The organism is Prevotella jejuni, from assembly GCF_900187995.1.
In the GTDB taxonomy this organism is placed as follows: Bacteria; Bacteroidota; Bacteroidia; order Bacteroidales; family Bacteroidaceae; genus Prevotella; species Prevotella jejuni.
In genome coordinates this window covers 1-17321 of sequence record NZ_FZNZ01000032.1, presented here as the reverse complement: position 1 = coordinate 17321, position 17321 = coordinate 1, and the positions used below count along the sequence as shown (strand labels likewise).

Here is a 17321-nt window from a genome sequence, read left to right as displayed (position 1 = left end):
CCACAGATAAAAAGTAAATTAATAAACAATTAAACAATAGAAAGAAATGAAGAAGTTATTTTTGATGTTGATGCTTTGCGCACCAATGACATTGTTCGCACAGAAGTTTGGTCATCTTGATTCACAGGCTTTGCTTCAGTCTCTCCCAGAGGCTACAGCCGTTCAGAGTAAACTCGAGGCTAAGGGCAAGGAGTATCAGAAGCAGATTGAGGACATGCAGGCTGAGTTGCAGCGTCAAGCTGAGGCTTACGACAAGTCTAAGAGCACTATGAACGCTACAAAACAGGCTGAGACCGAGAAGAATCTGCAGGATATGTATAACAAGATTCAGCAGACTGCTCAGGACAACCAGAAGGCTTTCAACGAGGAACAGCAGAAGCAGCTCGGCCCTGTCCTTGAGAAGGTTCGTAACGCTATCGCTGCTGTCGCTAAGGCAGGTAACTATGTTTACATCATGGAGAAGGCAGCTGGTCAGCCATTGTATATCAACGAGGCACTCAGCAAGGATATCACTGCAGAGGTAAAGGCTCAGTTGGCTAAGATGAAGTAAAGCAATGCGGGTGCCTTTGCCCCGTGTTTGTTTCTCCATTGTTTAGAATGAACGGGCTATTATAGTAGGAATTTCTTTGCCAGAGAAGGTTAGCTTGTCGAGGGCTACTAAGGTATCTGACGAAACATGCTAATGCTCTTTTAAGCCCTTGAGACTGGTAAGTATTTCTCTGATAGTTTGTCTTTGAGCATCAAACAATCTGATGACACTGAATTATTTTCATGACAAGAAGAATTTATTTACATGAAAAAAAATATTTTTTTTCACGACAAAAAATATTTTTCTTCATGAAAAGAATTCGAGAAAGACAGGCCGCTGGTTAGAAAGTAGAATATTTCTTTCAACGAACCGACACTAAATAAAGGGAGAAAAAAGGGTGAGGTCACCGCACGAATATTCTGTTCTTGCGATGACCTCACTTATGTTTAAATATAGAAAAGATAATATATAACGTAATGAAGAAACTAATCTTTTCCTTCGTTTTCATGCTTTTGCCACTCTTGGCAACGGCACAGCAGAGTGTACCAGCATTCAAGTTCGCATACTTTAGCTATGATAAAGTGTTTCGTGCTATGGCCGACTATGCTTCTGCAACACGTAATTTAAACGACCTAAAAGCAAAGTATGATGCTGAAACAAAGCGTTCAGTAGAGGATTTCAACAACAGATATGAAGATTTCCTTGACGTACAGCGTAAGTTGGAACCATCTATTCTCCGTAAGCGTCAAGCAGAGTTAGAGGAACTGATGGACCGCAACATCGCATTTCGTAAGGAGTCAGAACGACTGTTGAAGAAGGCTGAAGAAGATATCTATGCACCTGTTCGCACTAAACTGAACAATGTTGTTCGTGAGATGGGAAAGGAGAGAGGCTATGCGTTCATCCTTAATACGGATAATAACGGGCTACCTTTCGCTAACACAACCATGGGAGAAGATATCACAGACGCACTGATTACAGTGCTGAAATAATATTAGTAAGGATAAATGACAGCATATTCTAAACAGCCGGGACCTATCGGTGTATTCGATTCTGGGTATGGTGGACTGACCATCCTACATGGTATTCGACAGCTGCTCCCTGAGTATGACTATCTTTACTTGGGTGATAATGCACGTGCACCATACGGTTCACGCTCCTTCGACGTGGTCTATCAGTTCACACGGCAGGCTGTGATGAAGCTATTCGACCTCGGTTGCCACTTGGTAATATTAGGTTGTAACACCGCTTCGGCCAAGGCCTTGCGCACTATTCAGCAGAATGACCTACCGAAGCTCGACCCAGATAGACGAGTGTTGGGCGTAATTCGTCCTACTGCTGAGGTGATAGGCAAACTTACACAGTCACGTCACGTGGGGGTGTTGGCTACTGAAGGGACGATAAAGAGTCATAGTTATAAGCTTGAAATACAGAAATTATGGGACGACGTGACGGTGACGGGTATCCCTTGTCCGCTTTGGGTACCAATCATTGAGAACAATGAAGCAGATACGCCCGGTGCTGACTACTTCGTGAAAAAGCGTATCGACCTTATCATGGAACGTGACCCACTAATTGACACGCTCATCCTTGGCTGTACACACTACCCTATCCTCATGCCAAAAATACAGAAGCATGTACCAAAAAACGTACAGATTGTTGCTCAGGGTGAGTATGTCGCAGAGAGTCTGAAAGACTACTTTCGACGTCATCCCGATATGGATGCACGTTGTACAAAGCATGGTAGCGTGAAGTATTTCACCACAGAAAACCCCGAGAAGTTCAAGGAGACGGCACGTATCTTCCTACATGAACAAGTCGATGTGGAGCATGTAGACTTGGAATAGACACCCAAAGGCAATAAAACAGCCTGTTGAGTCGTTAGATAAGAACTAATAAGATTAATGATGAAGAAGTTTTCTATATTCTTTTTTCTGTCTGTTGTCATGCTGATGGTGGCCTGTACGGATGATGATACGTTCACTACATCGCGCAGTAATCTCCTCTCTTTCTCAACAGATACACTACGACTTGACACCACATTCTCCAATGTTCCGACATCTACTAAGACTTTCTGGGTGTATAATAAGTCGGGGGATGGATTGCGATTAACTAATGTTCGCCTCGCACAAGGTAATCAAACAGGATTCAGAGTGAACGTAGATGGCATCGAACTGTCGGCTGAGAACGGCTATCAAGTTAGCAACCTTGAGGTTAGGAACAAGGATAGTATTCAGGTGTTCGTTGAGATGACATCCCCTTTGAACAATGCACTGACACCGCAAGAATTGTCTGATAACCTATTATTTACGCTCGAAAGCGGTGTACAACAGAAGGTTAACCTGTCTGCTTACAGCTGGGATGCGGAGTTGATTAAGGGTAGGAAGATTACAACAAACACCACACTGAATAGTACAAAACCTATAGTCTTCCAAGATACATTGCGGGTTGAAGCGGGTGCTACACTGACGATTCCTGCCGGTACGACCGTCTACTTCTCTCAGAAGGCTGCCCTTGACGTTTACGGAACACTGCGTTGTGAGGGTACGGCAGCTAATCCTGTGACACTACGTGGCGACCGATTAGATAAAATGTTCAAGTATTTACCATACGACCGGGTCAGTGGTCAGTGGCAAGGTGTGCGTTTTCACAAGGATAGTTATGATAATCTATTGGAACACACCGACATCCATTCTACCTATAATGGTATTCTCTGCGATACCGCAACGGCTGCACGTACGAAGCTGACTATAGCGAACTCTACTGTTCATAACTGTCAGGGTCATGGCTTACAAGCCATTAACTGTAAGATAGTTGCTTATAACACTCAGTTCTCTAACACGCTGATGGACTGTGCTGACTTTGTGGGTGGCGAGGTGACCCTGACACATTGTACCTTCGCACAGTTCTATCCCTTCGATAGTAACCGTGGTGCTGCATTGAGCTTTGGCAATCATATTGACAACAAGGACTACCCGCTCCAGACCCTCCACGTGGTCAATTCACTTGTAACAGGATATGCGGATGTTGTGCTTATGGGCAATAATAAGGAGGATGTGACAGCCAACTATCATTTCTATAATTGTCTTCTTCGTACGTCAAAACCTAAGGACTCGTCTCTTATGGCACGTTTCACAGACGTCACATGGGAAAATAGTAAGGACTATCCAGAGGGTGGTTCAAAGCAGTTTGTACTGGTAGATGGCGACAAGCAGAACTATGATTTTCATCTAAAGAAGGCTGAAAAAGGAGAGAAATATCCTGCAATTGATGCGGGACTGGCCCTTGGCGACCCCCGTTTTGCAACTGATCATGATGGTAAGCAGCGTGATAGTAAACCAGATATCGGCTGTTATGAGCTGATAGCTAATTAGCTTTATTGGCCTTATAAGGCCTATTAGCCCTATTAGCCCAATAAGCCTTATTGGCCATATAAGCCCTATTAGCCCCATTAGCCCAATAAGCTTTATTGGCCTTATAAGGCCTATTAGCCATATTGGCCTTATAAGCCCTAATAAGCCCAATAACCCCCATTACCAATAATAAATATCAACAATGAAAACAATAGACATAAGCATCAAGATAGGTTTTTGCCAACAAGATGAACTCTCGGAGGCTGATCAGCACCTCATTCAAAGGGCTGTGGAGGCAACAGGTAATAGTTATTCTCCTTATAGCCGCTTCCGTGTTGGCGCAGCGTTGTTGCTTGCTAATGGTACAGAAGTTATCGGAGCCAATCAGGAGAATGCTGCTTTTCCATCAGGCTTATGTGCTGAGCGCTCAGCAATCTTTGCTGCTCAGTCTGTCTATCCAGACCAAGCAGTCACCACACTTGCCATTGCTGCGGCCAATGAGTATGGTCTGATGCGTGACCCGATAGTACCTTGTGGTGCTTGTCGACAAGTTATCTTAGAAATAGAAGACCGTTATAAACAGCCTATTCGTATCCTGCTTTATGGTACGGCGGGCGTATATGTAATCAATAGTATAAAGGACTTGCTGCCTCTTCAGTTTATTGGAGAGTCAATGAAGTAGCCTTTTCATTCTTAAAAATTAGTTATTATGGACCATTTACCAAAAGACCCAGAGATATTAGTTAGCAGTGTTAACATGCTACTACGTGATGAAGAGTTCGACTCTTTAGAGTCTCTTTGTTATAACTTCAACGAAGATGCCGAGCGACTCAAAGCCTACTTGCATGATGCTGGTTACGTCTATAGCGAGGAGCAACACCAGTTTCGTCCGATAGGTTTTGATGAATAAATAGGTAATAGTAGATAAATAAAGCACGCCATACAATCCTGCATGGCGTGCTTTATTTATATGTTCAATACGATTCCCCACTATTATTCATCGAAGGGAAAGTACTCTTTTCTGTATTTCAGAGCCTTTTAAGACTTGTGACAACCGTTTCTTATATTACTACGGCAGTACCAGAACAGGTGACCATGAGCATAGAACCACCCTGTCCGACTGTCTCATAATCGAGGTCAATACCAACGATAGCGTTAGCACCAAGTGCTTCTGCACGTTGCATCATTTCCTGAATGGAGGTTTCTTTGCCTTCACGCAGCACCTTTTCATAGGCTGCGCTACGTCCACCGATGAAGTCCCTGATGCCGGCAAGGAAGTCTTTTAGAAAGTTAGCACCGATAATTGTTTCTCCTGTAACAATTCCTTTATACTCTTTGATAGGACGACCTTCAATGGTTGGGGTTGTTGTGATAATCATAATCTTTTGTCAGTATTAATAATATAATTGATATGTAGACTTATTACTTGATGTCTTACAAATACATGACAAAGATAATAAAAATTCTATGTAGACGCATCATGGCTGACAATAATTTTGTACTTTTGCATCAATAAGATATAAACAACGGCATTATGCAAGACTTAGTTATTTACAATACACTGCATCGTAAGAAGGAACTCTTCCAACCGATTGCAGCTCCTAACGTCGGAATGTATGTTTGTGGACCAACCGTTTATGGCGACCCACACCTCGGACACGCTCGTCCAGCTATCACTTTCGACATCCTTTTCCGCTATCTTAAACACATAGGATACAAGGTGCGTTATGTTCGTAACATCACTGACGTGGGTCACTTGGAGCATGATGCTGACGAGGGCGACGACAAGATTGAGAAAAAGGCACGTCTCGAGCAGTTGGAGCCAATGGAGATAGCACAGCACTATACCAACCGCTATCACGATGCTATGCGTTTGCTCAATGTGCTTCCACCAAGCATTGAACCGCACGCAACGGGTCATATCATTGAACAGGAGGAGTTAGTAAAACAAATCCTAACCAATGGCTATGCCTATGAAAGCAATGGAAGTATCTATTTCGATGTAGAGGAATACGATAAAGACCATCACTATGGCGTTCTCTCTGGGCGTAACATCACTGACATGATAAACAATTCTCGTGAGTTGGCGGGTGTTGGTGAGAAGCGTAATCAGATTGACTTTGCTCTTTGGAAACGTGCTATGCCAGAGCATATCATGCGTTGGCCATCTCCTTGGAGCGATGGTTTCCCTGGTTGGCACTGCGAGTGTACAGCGATGGGGCGCAAGTATTTGGGTGATCACTTCGATATCCACGGTGGAGGTATGGACCTTATCTTCCCTCACCACGAGTGCGAGATTGCACAAGCAGTTGCTTCACAAGGCGACCAAATGGTGAAGTATTGGATGCACAACAATATGATTACCATCAATGGACAGAAGATGGGCAAATCGCTTGGCAACTTTATTACGCTTGAGCAGTTCTTTACGGGCAATCATGAAACGCTCACACAGGCTTACTCTCCAATGACAATTCGCTTCTTCATCCTATCTGCTCACTATCGTGGAACAGTCGATTTCTCTAACGAGGCACTACAGGCTGCAGAAAAGGGATACGAGCGTTTGATGAATGGCATTGAGGATTTAGCACGCATCCAACCTGCTGCTACGACGGATGAGAATACGAAGACGTTTGTTGATGGCTTCCGTCTGAAGTGTTACGACGCAATGAATGACGACTTGATGACCCCTGCTGTCATCTCAACTCTCTTTGAGGCTTGCCACTTAGTGAACATCCTCATCGACCATAAGGCGCAGATTTCAGCCGACGACCTTAGGGAGTTAACAGAGGCTATGCAGCTCTTTGCCTTCGACATTCTCGGTCTTCAGAATGAGCGTGGGGCCAATAACGATGCCCGTGAGGAGGCTTATGGCAAGGTAGTTGATATGGTTCTCGACCTTCGTGCAAAGGCGAAAGCAGAAAAGAACTGGGCTGTCAGCGACCAGATTCGTGATGCACTTGCTGACGCAGGCTTCCAAGTTAAGGACACCAAGGACGGTGTTACGTGGAAACTTGACCGATAGGTATTAGCCTTATTCAGCCTCATCTCTATGATGGTATGCCATCTGATGTAAGCATGATGATTGTGGAGAATATCCTCAGTCATCGATAAATATTATTCAAACCAAGGACAGCTATTCCAGCGTTGTACCAGTGATATGATCTCACCACATGCGGTATAGCTGTCCTTTTCTTCTCCCTCTCTCGTAAAATAGGCATATCCCTACCAAATAAACACATCCTTTCTTGAATATAGCAAGCCTATTTACTTGAACATAATCACTTACTTTCATATAGATAGAAGTCCTATCGGCTGAACATAATCTCTTACTTTCTTGTAGATAGAAGTCCTATCGGCTGAACATAATCTCTTACTTTCTTGTAGATAGAAGTCCTATCGGCTGAACATAATCACTGACTTTCTTGTTCATAGAAGCTCTATTAGCTTGAACAAAATCATTTACTTTCTTGTTCATAGAAATTCTATTGGCTTGAACGTAAACACTTATTTCCTTGTAAATAGAAAGTCTATTCATCCTTTACTTTAGGACGTGTTTTACAGTATTAAAAGCTGTTTATTACAAGTATTCCTATCGTTTTTATTATCAGACAGCTCCCCCTCTTGCGAATTATTTTCATGAAAATAAATATTTATTGTCGTGAAGAAAAATATTTTTTTTCATGAAAATAATTTCTTTCTTACGTGAAAATAATTCGAAAGGATGGGTGGTTTAGTCGTTCCTAATTCGTTTGCGAGGGGTAGAACAAGTAGGTAGACAGAACTTACAGACGGCTATCAAGCGGAGAGAATACGCATTTTAACAATGCTATTAGCACTAAACAGAAGGCTGACTATAGCCTGCAAAGACCTTAACCAACGAAGTGGCGAAGGCCAGGAACAAACGTACGAGAAACAGGAATGATGTCTTCACAACCAGTGAGGAGCAACTGATAGCCGTTAGAATTACCTTTTGCAGATACGATGTTATTGACATTTACAAGGAAGGAGCGGTGACATTGGAAGACATTATCGTATGGAAGGTCATCCTTCAAGGCTGTCAATGTAGAGCGGAGCTCGGTCTTCTGTAACCTACCTTCCTTTATATAACAAACACAAACATTGTTTTTTCGTGCTTCGATATAGAGTAGATTGTTGATAGGTAAGGTTAGGTCAGTCCCTCGAAGGTTCTGGTCGTGCAGCGTAATGATGACATCCTCTTGCTCGTCCGTAGTCTTCTTTATCATCTCTTCCAGTCTGCTATTCAACATACGGTTATAGTTTAACAACGTAAAGATAGCCGTAACGATTACCCAAACAAGGAAGGTCCAATAAAAGAACACCCAAAACAGCTGCCATGACAGCGGTATGTGGAAGAAGAAAGCAGCATAGAGCGTCAGAGAGATGGCCAATGCAAACTCGATAGCAACACTGTAAATAATCATGTAGCCATTGGTTACTGGCATATTCTTCTGCACTGGTCGTCTGAAGAAAAAGAAAGTACATAGCCACTGAACTCCTATGGTCATGACGCAAAAACCAAGACACATCAAGAAGATACTACCCCTATATCGACTGATTCCAAACGGCTGCAGGAGGTAAAGAAACAAAAAAATGCCAACTCCCAACGCAACACTTGTGCGCCAGGAACTGGCATTTGTATGTATCATATACTTGCTACGTAGAAATGAGGTTAGTCTACTCATGATGTCTTAAATGGTTGTTCTGCCCACAAAGATACATCTTTTCCTCTTTTCGTGCAAGTGTATTTCGTCTTAAATTATTACTCTTTTACTTCCCAAATATCATTGGTTTCGAGCATCTCCATAAAGGTGTGGTAATGTTTCTGCGCCTTTACCTCCTCTATCTGCTGATTGACAGCAGCGTCGTAGGTAGGAGCCTCAACGTCACGAATAACTCCGAGGGCGATTGGGAAACCCTCTTCATTACTCATCATGGCAAGCTTCAACTGTAAAGTATTATCTTGACAGTGGGCGTCATGTATGAGGATATCATCACGAGTAACGCCGTTCTCACCTATTTTCACCACCTTTAAGCCGAAGCCTTCTTGTACGAGTCCAAACTCTTGATTGGCTCCAAAGATCAAAGGTTCGCCATGCTTGACGTAGATAGCATTCTCCTTACGACCTTGAGAGGTGTAGACAGAATTGTGACAACCGTCGTTGAAGATGACACAGTTCTGTAAAATCTCGCATACGGCAGCCCCCTTATGCTGATAGGCAGCCTTGAGGATGGCGATTGTCTCAGAATTGTCGCTGGCAACACTACGTGCGAAGAAGTTACCACGAGCACCGAAACAGAGCTCAGCTGGGCGGAATGGGTCCTCCGTTGTACCGAATGGACTTGACTTAGAGACGAAGCCTCGTGGACTTGTTGGGGAATATTGTCCCTTCGTAAGACCGTAGATGCGGTTGTTCAGGAGAATCATATTCAAGTCTACATTACGGCGCATAGCGTGGATAAAGTGGTTACCACCGATAGCAAGAGCGTCACCATCACCAGAAACCTGCCAAATAGTAAGGTTCGGGTTCGTGACCTTTGCACCTGTAGAAATAGCTGCTGCACGACCATGGATAGTCTGCATAGCGTATGTATTTGCATAATATGGTAATCGACTTGAACATCCGATACCACTAATAACGGCTGTTTCGTAAGGTGGAACACCTAACTCTGCCATAGCTTTCTGTAGGCTGGCAAGGAAGAAATGGTCGCCACAGCCAGGACACCAACGTGGCTGTCCCTTCTTGAAATCTTGTGCTGTATATTGATTCATGACTTTTTTTTTTAATTCATCATACGTAATTATGATTACTGCTATTCACTCTGCATTATCAACAAGTAACTCGTCATCCTGTGACTTGTTTACTCGTCAATATGCTTATTCAAGTATCTTCGTATAGAAAGTACCCGTTTCCTCCTTTGGTAGAGGCGCCTTAAGGAGCTTCTCAAAACTTGTAACCAACTCGGTGACAACGAAAGGTTGACCCTTAACTTGGTTATACTGATAAGGAGCGAAATGATTCATACGGATACGAAGGAGGGCAGCAAGCTGTCCAAGGTTCTGTTCTGCAACAACAACCTTCTTGTATCGAGCAAGCACTTCTGCAGTGTTCTTTGGTAATGGGTTCACATACTTGAATTGTGCCAAAGCAACCTTATGTCCCTTACCACGCAACACCTCCATAGCTGAATAAAGATGACCGTATGTACTACCGAAGCCTACAATGAGTAAGTCGGCATCATCCTTGTCGCCTAAAACAGTCAAGTCAGGCACAGGAATACGTGCCACCTTGTTCCAACGGATGTGGTCCATCTTGTCATGATTCTCTGGGTCAGTAGAGATACTACCTGTCTCTCCGTCTTTCTCCAGTCCACCCAAGATATGCGCATACCCTTCCGTACCTGGGATAGCCCAGTAACGTGCCAACGTCTCAGGGTCACGTTTGTATGGAGTGTACTTATATTTCTGATCTTCTGTGACGAAATGCGGATGAATCTCTGGCAACTCCTCGATATTAGGTAGCTTCCAAGCAGATGAACCATTAGCAATGAAAGCATCGGTAAGGAGCACGACTGGCGTCATGTGTTCCAGTGCTATCTTACAAGCATTATATGCTGCATCAAAGCAATCGGTAGGACTTGTCGCTGCAATAACAGGCATTGGACTCTCACCATTACGGCCATAAAGGACCTGTAAGAGGTCGGTCTGCTCGCTCTTCGTAGGCATACCGGTTGATGGTCCACCACGCTGTACGTCAACAATCACCAATGGAAGCTCGTCGATAAGCGCAAGGTTCATGGCCTCACTCTTCAAACAGATACCAGGACCAGAGGTTGAAGTAGCAGCTAAAGCACCTGCGAAAGCAGCACCAATAGCTGATGCACAGCCCGCAATCTCGTCCTCACACTGAACGGTTGTCACACCCATTGACTTATGCTTTGCCAACTCGTGTAAGATATCTGTGGCTGGAGTAATAGGATAAGAGCCTAAGAAGAGGCGCAAACCAGCACGCTCTGCCGCTGCCATCAGACCATAAGCTGTTGCCTTATTACCAGTGATATCCATGTAGCGGCCAGGCTCCTTGATCTTAGACTCAATACGATAAGTATTCGGAACAGAAGCATGTACGTTATGACCATAGTCATATCCTGCACGTACAACCTTTATATTTGCCTCTGCAATGGCTGGTTTCTTCTTGAACTTTGTCTCAAGATAGTTGTTTACCAACTCTAAGTCACGATTGAACAACCAGCAAACAAGACCTAAGGCAAACATATTACGGCACTTCAACATGGATTTGTTGTCCATACCAGTATCTGCCAAACAGTCCTTCACCATCTTTGTTATTGGACAAGCCACTACGCGATCAGGGTCGATACCCATCTCGCCTAAATAGTCATCACTGCGGAACTCGGCCTTCTGAAGGTCGCGTTGACCAAAAGAATCGGTGTCAATAATAATCGTACCGTTGGGCTTGCAGTGCTTATACTGCATCTTCAACGCTGCAGCATTCATTGCTACAAGGACGTCACAACGGTCACCAGGAGTATAAACCTTACCCGCACCGATATGAACTTGGAATCCACTCACACCTGTCAAGGAACCTTGCGGGGCACGAATATCAGCCGGATAGTCTGGAAAAGTAGACACACCATTGCCGACAGATGCCGAGACAGTAGTGAAAATGTTACCTGCAAGTTGCATACCGTCACCTGAGTCACCAGAAAAGTGTACTACAACACTGTCGAGCTCTTTCACTTCGATTTGTTCTTCCATAGATTATTTCTTGTTTATGTTAGTAAATCGTTTCTGTATTACTTAGCTTTTCTACCATGGTAGTAAAGCTTATTTTATAAATTTCTTGCCATTAGAGACATAGATGCCCTTGGGCAGTTCACTCTCTTTCATCCCCATCTTAGCACCCTGTAGCGAATAGACATCGTTGCTCTCCGTGCATTCTTTAATCTTCGTCATAGGGACGCTGATAACAGTAGGGATGTGCTTTTGTTTCTGATAGACACGTATCCAATCTATGCGCATCTCATAGGTATGATTAACATCTGGCTTTTTCGCCCATGAACCATTGCCCACTGACTGATTGAGAATCAGGTAAAAATTAGACTTATCAAACGGCCATTGCTCCTGACTATCATTCTGCTTCTTATATTGGTAAACACGTTTACCATCTACAAAAAAGGTCAGCACGTCTTCTTCCCACTCTACCGCATAAATATGATAACGATTCATCGGTATCCAACAATTACCTGAGTGTGGCTCATTTCCATGACTTTGTGTCCACACAGAGTGCACTGTTGCATAAGCCTTCTGCTCATTATCAATCTGCTCAAATATATCGATTTCACCGCCTTTCGGCCATCCTAATGTTGTCTTTGGCATCATCCAAATAGCAGGGAAATTACCGATAAACGGATTAACCAGCGCCCGACACTCTACTCGACCAAAGCGGAACGTAAAACTCTGACTGGTCTCTATTCCCCCTGAGAGCATTTCCACGTTGTCTTTCGACTTATCTGGATTAGGGATAGCACGCAAAACAAGATTACCATCCTGCATATATGCGACTTCAGGAGAGCTGCTCAAGAAACGTGCCCATGTCACTTTAGGATAACGCGTACAGTATCTCCACACCTTTGTATTAGGTAAGGTGCCATTTGGTTCATAAAACTCATCATGGAAGACGAGTGTGTATTCTGAACCAGGAGTTTGCTCACCAGATGGCAAAGGCTCAACACCATTTACCAAGTTAACATCTTGTGCAAACGATATTGTGGATAACAATGCCATTATAAGCACTGTAAGCATTCTCTTGATGTTCTTCTTTTGCGACATGAATTTATTAAGATCTTATCTGAGACGGTAGTACTTGGAAAGCGTAGTATCCTCCTTATAAATAGGTGATAACAGAGGGTTCATAACATGACATTGGTCTGCTTTCTCCCATGTAACTTTCTCGACTTACCCTTTTTTAGATTATCTTTTGTTTACGTTAGTATATTCTGAGGACAAAAGTGCAAAATATTATTGAGAAAACAAAATCTTTTGAGGAGAAAAAAAATATTTTTATATCTTACAAGGAAAAACGTTCAAGAAATTAACCTTTTAAGGGCTTGAAAGGAGTAAAACTATTTATCCTCCACTCCTATTATTTAATCTTTGGTGGAATAAACTTGATTCTTTTTCTAAAAGGACTGATAGGACTAATTGTTCTCTTTCTTATTTCGTCACTTGACAGCAATGTTGCCTTATTGTCATTATGTTCAATAAGTATAAAGGCGTAGTCATCATAGCGCACATGGAGACTATCAGGCACTATCTGATGATAAGCTTTCTTATATTTCTCCTGCCTCATGAAGGAATCTGAACGTGAACAGAGAAAGACAATGCGATTGTCAACCTTGAAATAATGAGAAGGATACATATCATCAATAGACCATTCTCCTCCCATAAAAGCATAGTTATAAGCAGGTTGGATAACAAAGATGTCATTGTTGATATGGACACCATTGCTAATAGCACCATGGTCTTCATAGCCATATCCAGCTTTAAGAATAAACGTACTATCCTTAGGATATTGTTTAACAAAATCGTGAATACAACTTAGAAAGGCGGTCTTCATCTGTACTGTATCAACGAGAACCAGACTATCTAATGGATTATTCTCCGTCAGCTTGGAACTTGTCTTATTACAGCAGGAGGACAGCATGGTAAGAAGATAGACGAGTAGAGTGACCGTTTGTTTCATATTATTGGAAGTTTAAGGATTAATCTCTTTTATCACTTTCTTTCTCTTATTCTTCTATTAAGAATGCAACCCTTCTTCAAGACGACGCACAATCTCTTCTGGAAGAATATTATTCATACAAGCAAAGTCGCCACGATGGCAGGGTCTGTTACCAAAGACTGAACAAGGACGACAAGAGAGTGTATTGATTTGAACGGCATCTTCTTCCTTCTGTTGCCAACCCATAAATCCACAATAAGGGTGGGTTGCGCCCCACACACTTACAACTCGTGTACCTGTGAGGGAAGCGAGGTGCATATTAGCACTGTCCATTGAGACCATAGTATCGAGGTGACTCATAAGGATAAGTTCTTGCTCTAACCCTTTAAGGACACTTGCCACACATAAACATTGTGGATATTGCGTAGCCCAACGATTGAGTACTTCAATCTCTTCCTTGCCTCCACCAAAGAGAAACAAACGCCAAGACGGGTGTTGCTCAGTTAGTTTACGTATCACAAGTTCCATTTTATCCTGTGGATACATTTTACCCGCATGAGCTGCAAAAGGGGCAATACCTATCCAACACTCCTCTTTCTGCTTATTTCCAATAATGTTTGGCAGACGTTGTAAATCGCCTCCTTCAGGTGGAAAGATACTCGTAAATTCGAGTTTAATAGGATAACCTAATTCCTTAAGCACATCTGCATAATTCTGAAAGGATGTGGGCTGTTGTATGAAAACCTTATTTTCTTCCCGACAAAGCAATTTCTTACCTTGCTTATGTTTATTGATATGTGCCACAGAATAGCCACCAAGGAGAAAACGAAAGCGAAGGAAACGAGTGCGGAGTACATTGTGAAGGTCGGCTATATCAGTAAACTGCTTTGCCACCAAGCGCCTATATAGTTTGTTAAGACCCGTCAATCCCTTATATTCCCCTTTCAGATCAGCTTCCATAAAGCATACATTAGAGGCAAGACCTTGGAAGAATGGTCGTGCAAAAGGACGAGAAAGCACACTTATTCTCACATTTGGATACTGCTTTGCAAGCGAATAAACGATAGGAACAGTCATGGCTATATCACCCATGGCAGAGAATCGAATGATAAGAATATGTGGGGTTTTCATAGGCTAACAAGAATAAATAAGCAGAATAAGAAACGAGAACACTGGCTATTATCAGTTAGGATAAGCAAATAAGATATACTTATTCAATAACCTTATAAAGCATATTTGCATTTACTCAAGACGAGTAATTACACCCCTCCCTATGTTTTGTGGGAGGGGCATCATTTTATTTCTTATTATAAAGAATCGGATTTGTTGCAGGATCGTTGTACATCTTCATCTGGCGATAAACCTTCATGTACTTTCGACCATGCTCGATGTCATCGAGCAATTGGTCGATGGCAAGACTGAGATCTTTCTGTTGTTCGAGGAGGATGTTCAGCTTAGACTTACATTTTTCGATGTGTTCTGGCGAAGCATCTGTACGCTCCGTCTGCTCTTTCATGTGATAAATCTTCAATGCAAGGATAGACAAGCGATCTACTGCCCATGCTGGACTTTCAGTATTGATAGTAGCATCTGGGAGAGGCGTCACATCAGAGTAGAGCTGACGGAAATATGAATCAATCTGCTCAACAAGGTCAGTACGGTCCTGATTAGAACGGTCTATACGGTGCTTAAGGCTCATCCCTTCTTCAGGATTGATATGTGGATCACGAATTAAGTCCTCGAAATGCCACTGTACAGTGTCAATCCAGCATTTCAGATAGAGACGGTTTTCGATAGAATCTCTGTCGTAAGGGTTACTAATCGGTGTATCAACATTATCCGTAATATGATAATCACGGATTGCCTGATTGAAAATCTCGTTACAATGTGTTGTAAATGACATTCGGTTTTTATTTTTCTATTTATTCTGCAAATATAAAGTAAATTCCTTAAAGGACAAAATAAAAGCTATTGTTTTTCATCGTTAATTACCTAAACTCACCTTGTATATAAAGGTAGGATATAACAGGTAGCGTCAAAAATAGAATGTTAAACCAACGTAATAGACGATATCATACCCCTAATAGGTACAATGAGCAGCGAAGGTGTAGCGTCCAGATTCCTGATAAATCTTTTGGGTTAACCACTTTGGGTATATAAGCTCTAATAAAACTGGCTAACAATCTCCGTCACTCTACGTACCGGTGGTACCTCCATGACTAACAGTACTTTATTTTGATAACTCTCCGTACTCTCCTTTTCTCTATGTGACATTTCATCAGAGACCTAAGCTTAGGCGAGTCATTATTACTCCAAAATTATGAAGAAACCCCAAAACAGTATGGACTATACTAAACAACTATCAACATAGAACTACGAAGTACACGAAGACAGAGGATACAGAATGAACAACACCTTAAATGTTCTCAGACAGAATGACATAATGACAGGAAGAGACTGAATGCTCTGAACGATTGGAGATTTTAATGTTCTCAGACAGATGGACATAATGACATAGAGAGACAGAGGGCACAGAAGGAACAACGATTTTAATATTCTCAGACAGAAGGACATAACGACATAGAGTGACCGAAAGCTCATACATAAACAGAAGAACATAATGACAAAGAGTGGATAAGGGGCAGAATGAAGATGGGGTACGTCATCTGAATGGTGTCATTGGCTTCATTTCTTTAGGAGCATGAGGAATGCTGATGGGCAAACCGGAGCTGTCTTTCTCTTGGTAAAATCACGCTGGGTTCGATATAAAGTATAGCTTTTAATTCACTGGTGATATCAACCATCGTTTTTCTTGATGTTGCAAAGATATGACAGTATTTCTGAGCTTCCTAATTTTGGGATATGTAACTTCAAGAACCTATAATAATTGGAAGCGGTCGACAAACTTTTTATTGTGTTAGATGGTAGGACAGTTGAAATGACATTGTCCTGACTTTAAGAAATTAATTGTACGATTTAAAGGTATAGGCGTAGAGTCCCATATAAACCAGCCATGAATAAAACTAAGGGAAAGGATGGATGATGTAAAGATTTATCGCATACACCATCGCTAATACTTACTTTTCATGGTTCAAGAAGACGCCCTTCAGCCTTCAAGAACACGCCCTTCTTGACGCTTGTTAACGCCCTTCTTGCACCTTATTAGGCATCTTCTCCACTACTACTCACAACATACTGATTTAATGCAGATTATAGACGTGAACCATGTATATAACCTTCGTCATTAACTCCTACCTTTCATTACATTTTTGTTGAGACTTTTCATACTCATACCGAGTTCCACAGACATACAAATACGGCGGTTTAATTGAGTGGTACAAAGACGGACTATCCATAAATAGAATGACATATTAAAAGATGATATAATGCCACATGGGAATAAGACTGGTATGGACTATACTAAACAACTATCACCACAGAACTACGAATTATGCAAATTGCACTAAGACAGAGGGGACAGAATGGACTATGCTTTTAATGTTCTCAGACAGAAGGGCATAATGACAGGGAGTGACTGAAAGCTCTTACGTAGACAGAAGGACATAATGACAAAGAGTGGATAAGGGGCAGAATGAAGATGGCTTTGAATGTGTATAAGATATTAAACCTTTGTTATTTAGTGTTGTATCAATTGCTTTTATGAAATTATATGATTAC

General features: G+C 42.3%; 15 protein-coding genes. 7 read left to right on the top strand and 8 right to left on the bottom strand.

All coding sequences use genetic code 11. From position 1 onward, the window contains the following. The first annotated feature begins 46 nt into the window (after window positions 1-46). The 6 genes from CHB62_RS11300 to CHB62_RS11275 all read left to right on the top strand — a co-directional run bounded on the left by CHB62_RS11300 (window position 47) and on the right by CHB62_RS11275 (window position 4792). A complete protein-coding gene (locus CHB62_RS11300) occupies window positions 47-550 on the top strand; it encodes an OmpH/Skp family outer membrane protein (RefSeq protein WP_089366940.1) in 504 nt (167 codons plus the stop codon). A 455-nt stretch (window positions 551-1005) separates the two neighbouring features. After that, a complete protein-coding gene (locus tag CHB62_RS11295) occupies window positions 1006-1521 on the top strand; it encodes an OmpH/Skp family outer membrane protein (RefSeq protein WP_089366939.1) in 516 nt (171 codons plus the stop codon). A 15-nt stretch (window positions 1522-1536) separates the two neighbouring features. Beyond that, complete coding sequence (gene murI, locus CHB62_RS11290) at window positions 1537-2376, top strand: glutamate racemase (RefSeq protein ID WP_089366938.1); 840 nt, start codon at window positions 1537-1539, stop codon at window positions 2374-2376. Window positions 2377-2436: 60 nt separating this feature from the next. Beyond that, window positions 2437-3903, top strand: a complete 1467-nt coding sequence (locus tag CHB62_RS11285) for a hypothetical protein (protein ID WP_089366954.1) — start codon at window positions 2437-2439, stop codon at window positions 3901-3903. A 181-nt stretch (window positions 3904-4084) separates the two neighbouring features. Further along, window positions 4085-4564 carry a cytidine deaminase gene (locus CHB62_RS11280; RefSeq protein WP_089366937.1) on the top strand — a complete coding sequence of 160 codons (480 nt, stop codon included), beginning with the start codon at window positions 4085-4087 and terminating at the stop codon, window positions 4562-4564. Window positions 4565-4591: 27 nt separating this feature from the next. Further along, window positions 4592-4792, top strand: coding sequence for a DUF4250 domain-containing protein (locus CHB62_RS11275; RefSeq protein WP_009013122.1), 201 nt, complete (start codon window positions 4592-4594; stop codon window positions 4790-4792). A gap of 151 nt (window positions 4793-4943) precedes the next feature. Here the strand turns inward: CHB62_RS11275 and CHB62_RS11270 are convergent, their stop codons facing one another. Then, a complete protein-coding gene (locus tag CHB62_RS11270) occupies window positions 4944-5261 on the bottom strand; it encodes a heavy metal-binding domain-containing protein (protein WP_089366936.1) in 318 nt (105 codons plus the stop codon). Window positions 5262-5416: 155 nt separating this feature from the next. Between CHB62_RS11270 and cysS the strand changes: the two genes are divergently transcribed. Beyond that, the gene (gene cysS, locus CHB62_RS11265) at window positions 5417-6904 is read left to right on the top strand and encodes a cysteine--tRNA ligase (protein WP_089366935.1); all 1488 of its coding nucleotides are present in this window, start codon (window positions 5417-5419) and stop codon (window positions 6902-6904) included. A gap of 847 nt (window positions 6905-7751) precedes the next feature. Here cysS and CHB62_RS11260 read toward each other — a convergent pair. From CHB62_RS11260 to CHB62_RS11230, 7 genes are all read right to left on the bottom strand, one after another. Beyond that, window positions 7752-8585: a LytTR family DNA-binding domain-containing protein gene (locus tag CHB62_RS11260; protein ID WP_089366934.1), complete on the bottom strand. Its 834-nt coding sequence runs from the start codon at window positions 8583-8585 to the stop codon at window positions 7752-7754. Window positions 8586-8662: 77 nt separating this feature from the next. Next, on the bottom strand, window positions 8663-9673 hold the full coding sequence (locus CHB62_RS11255) for a 2-oxoacid:ferredoxin oxidoreductase subunit beta (protein WP_089366933.1): 1011 nt from the start codon (window positions 9671-9673) through the stop codon (window positions 8663-8665). Between the two features lie 105 nt (window positions 9674-9778). Beyond that, the gene (locus CHB62_RS11250; RefSeq protein ID WP_089366932.1) at window positions 9779-11677 is read right to left on the bottom strand and encodes a 2-oxoacid:acceptor oxidoreductase subunit alpha; all 1899 of its coding nucleotides are present in this window, start codon (window positions 11675-11677) and stop codon (window positions 9779-9781) included. A gap of 69 nt (window positions 11678-11746) precedes the next feature. Further along, a complete protein-coding gene (locus tag CHB62_RS11245) occupies window positions 11747-12751 on the bottom strand; it encodes a glycoside hydrolase family 16 protein (RefSeq protein WP_089366931.1) in 1005 nt (334 codons plus the stop codon). Window positions 12752-13064: 313 nt separating this feature from the next. Further along, window positions 13065-13664: a hypothetical protein gene (locus CHB62_RS11240; protein WP_089366930.1), complete on the bottom strand. Its 600-nt coding sequence runs from the start codon at window positions 13662-13664 to the stop codon at window positions 13065-13067. A 57-nt stretch (window positions 13665-13721) separates the two neighbouring features. Then, complete coding sequence (locus CHB62_RS11235) at window positions 13722-14774, bottom strand: glycosyltransferase family 9 protein (RefSeq protein WP_089366929.1); 1053 nt, start codon at window positions 14772-14774, stop codon at window positions 13722-13724. Between the two features lie 166 nt (window positions 14775-14940). After that, complete coding sequence (locus CHB62_RS11230) at window positions 14941-15546, bottom strand: DUF4254 domain-containing protein (protein WP_009013131.1); 606 nt, start codon at window positions 15544-15546, stop codon at window positions 14941-14943. Window positions 15547-17321 lie beyond the last annotated feature (1775 nt).

Bases quoted from the DNA above. Each gene is read 5' to 3' on its own strand.
- CHB62_RS11240 (WP_089366930.1), bottom strand. From the start codon at position 13,664: ATGAAACAAACGGTCACTCTACTCGTCTATCTTCTTACCATGCTGTCC.
- CHB62_RS11295 (WP_089366939.1), top strand. From the start codon at position 1,006: ATGAAGAAACTAATCTTTTCCTTCGTTTTCATGCTTTTGCCACTCTTG.
- cysS (WP_089366935.1), top strand. From the start codon at position 5,417: ATGCAAGACTTAGTTATTTACAATACACTGCATCGTAAGAAGGAACTC.
- CHB62_RS11245 (WP_089366931.1), bottom strand. From the start codon at position 12,751: ATGTCGCAAAAGAAGAACATCAAGAGAATGCTTACAGTGCTTATAATG.
- CHB62_RS11280 (WP_089366937.1), top strand. From the start codon at position 4,085: ATGAAAACAATAGACATAAGCATCAAGATAGGTTTTTGCCAACAAGAT.
- CHB62_RS11230 (WP_009013131.1), bottom strand. From the start codon at position 15,546: ATGTCATTTACAACACATTGTAACGAGATTTTCAATCAGGCAATCCGT.
- CHB62_RS11260 (WP_089366934.1), bottom strand. From the start codon at position 8,585: ATGAGTAGACTAACCTCATTTCTACGTAGCAAGTATATGATACATACA.
- CHB62_RS11300 (WP_089366940.1), top strand. From the start codon at position 47: ATGAAGAAGTTATTTTTGATGTTGATGCTTTGCGCACCAATGACATTG.
- CHB62_RS11275 (WP_009013122.1), top strand. From the start codon at position 4,592: ATGGACCATTTACCAAAAGACCCAGAGATATTAGTTAGCAGTGTTAAC.
- CHB62_RS11235 (WP_089366929.1), bottom strand. From the start codon at position 14,774: ATGAAAACCCCACATATTCTTATCATTCGATTCTCTGCCATGGGTGAT.
- CHB62_RS11250 (WP_089366932.1), bottom strand. From the start codon at position 11,677: ATGGAAGAACAAATCGAAGTGAAAGAGCTCGACAGTGTTGTAGTACAC.
- CHB62_RS11285 (WP_089366954.1), top strand. From the start codon at position 2,437: ATGAAGAAGTTTTCTATATTCTTTTTTCTGTCTGTTGTCATGCTGATG.
- CHB62_RS11270 (WP_089366936.1), bottom strand. From the start codon at position 5,261: ATGATTATCACAACAACCCCAACCATTGAAGGTCGTCCTATCAAAGAG.
- CHB62_RS11255 (WP_089366933.1), bottom strand. From the start codon at position 9,673: ATGAATCAATATACAGCACAAGATTTCAAGAAGGGACAGCCACGTTGG.
- murI (WP_089366938.1), top strand. From the start codon at position 1,537: ATGACAGCATATTCTAAACAGCCGGGACCTATCGGTGTATTCGATTCT.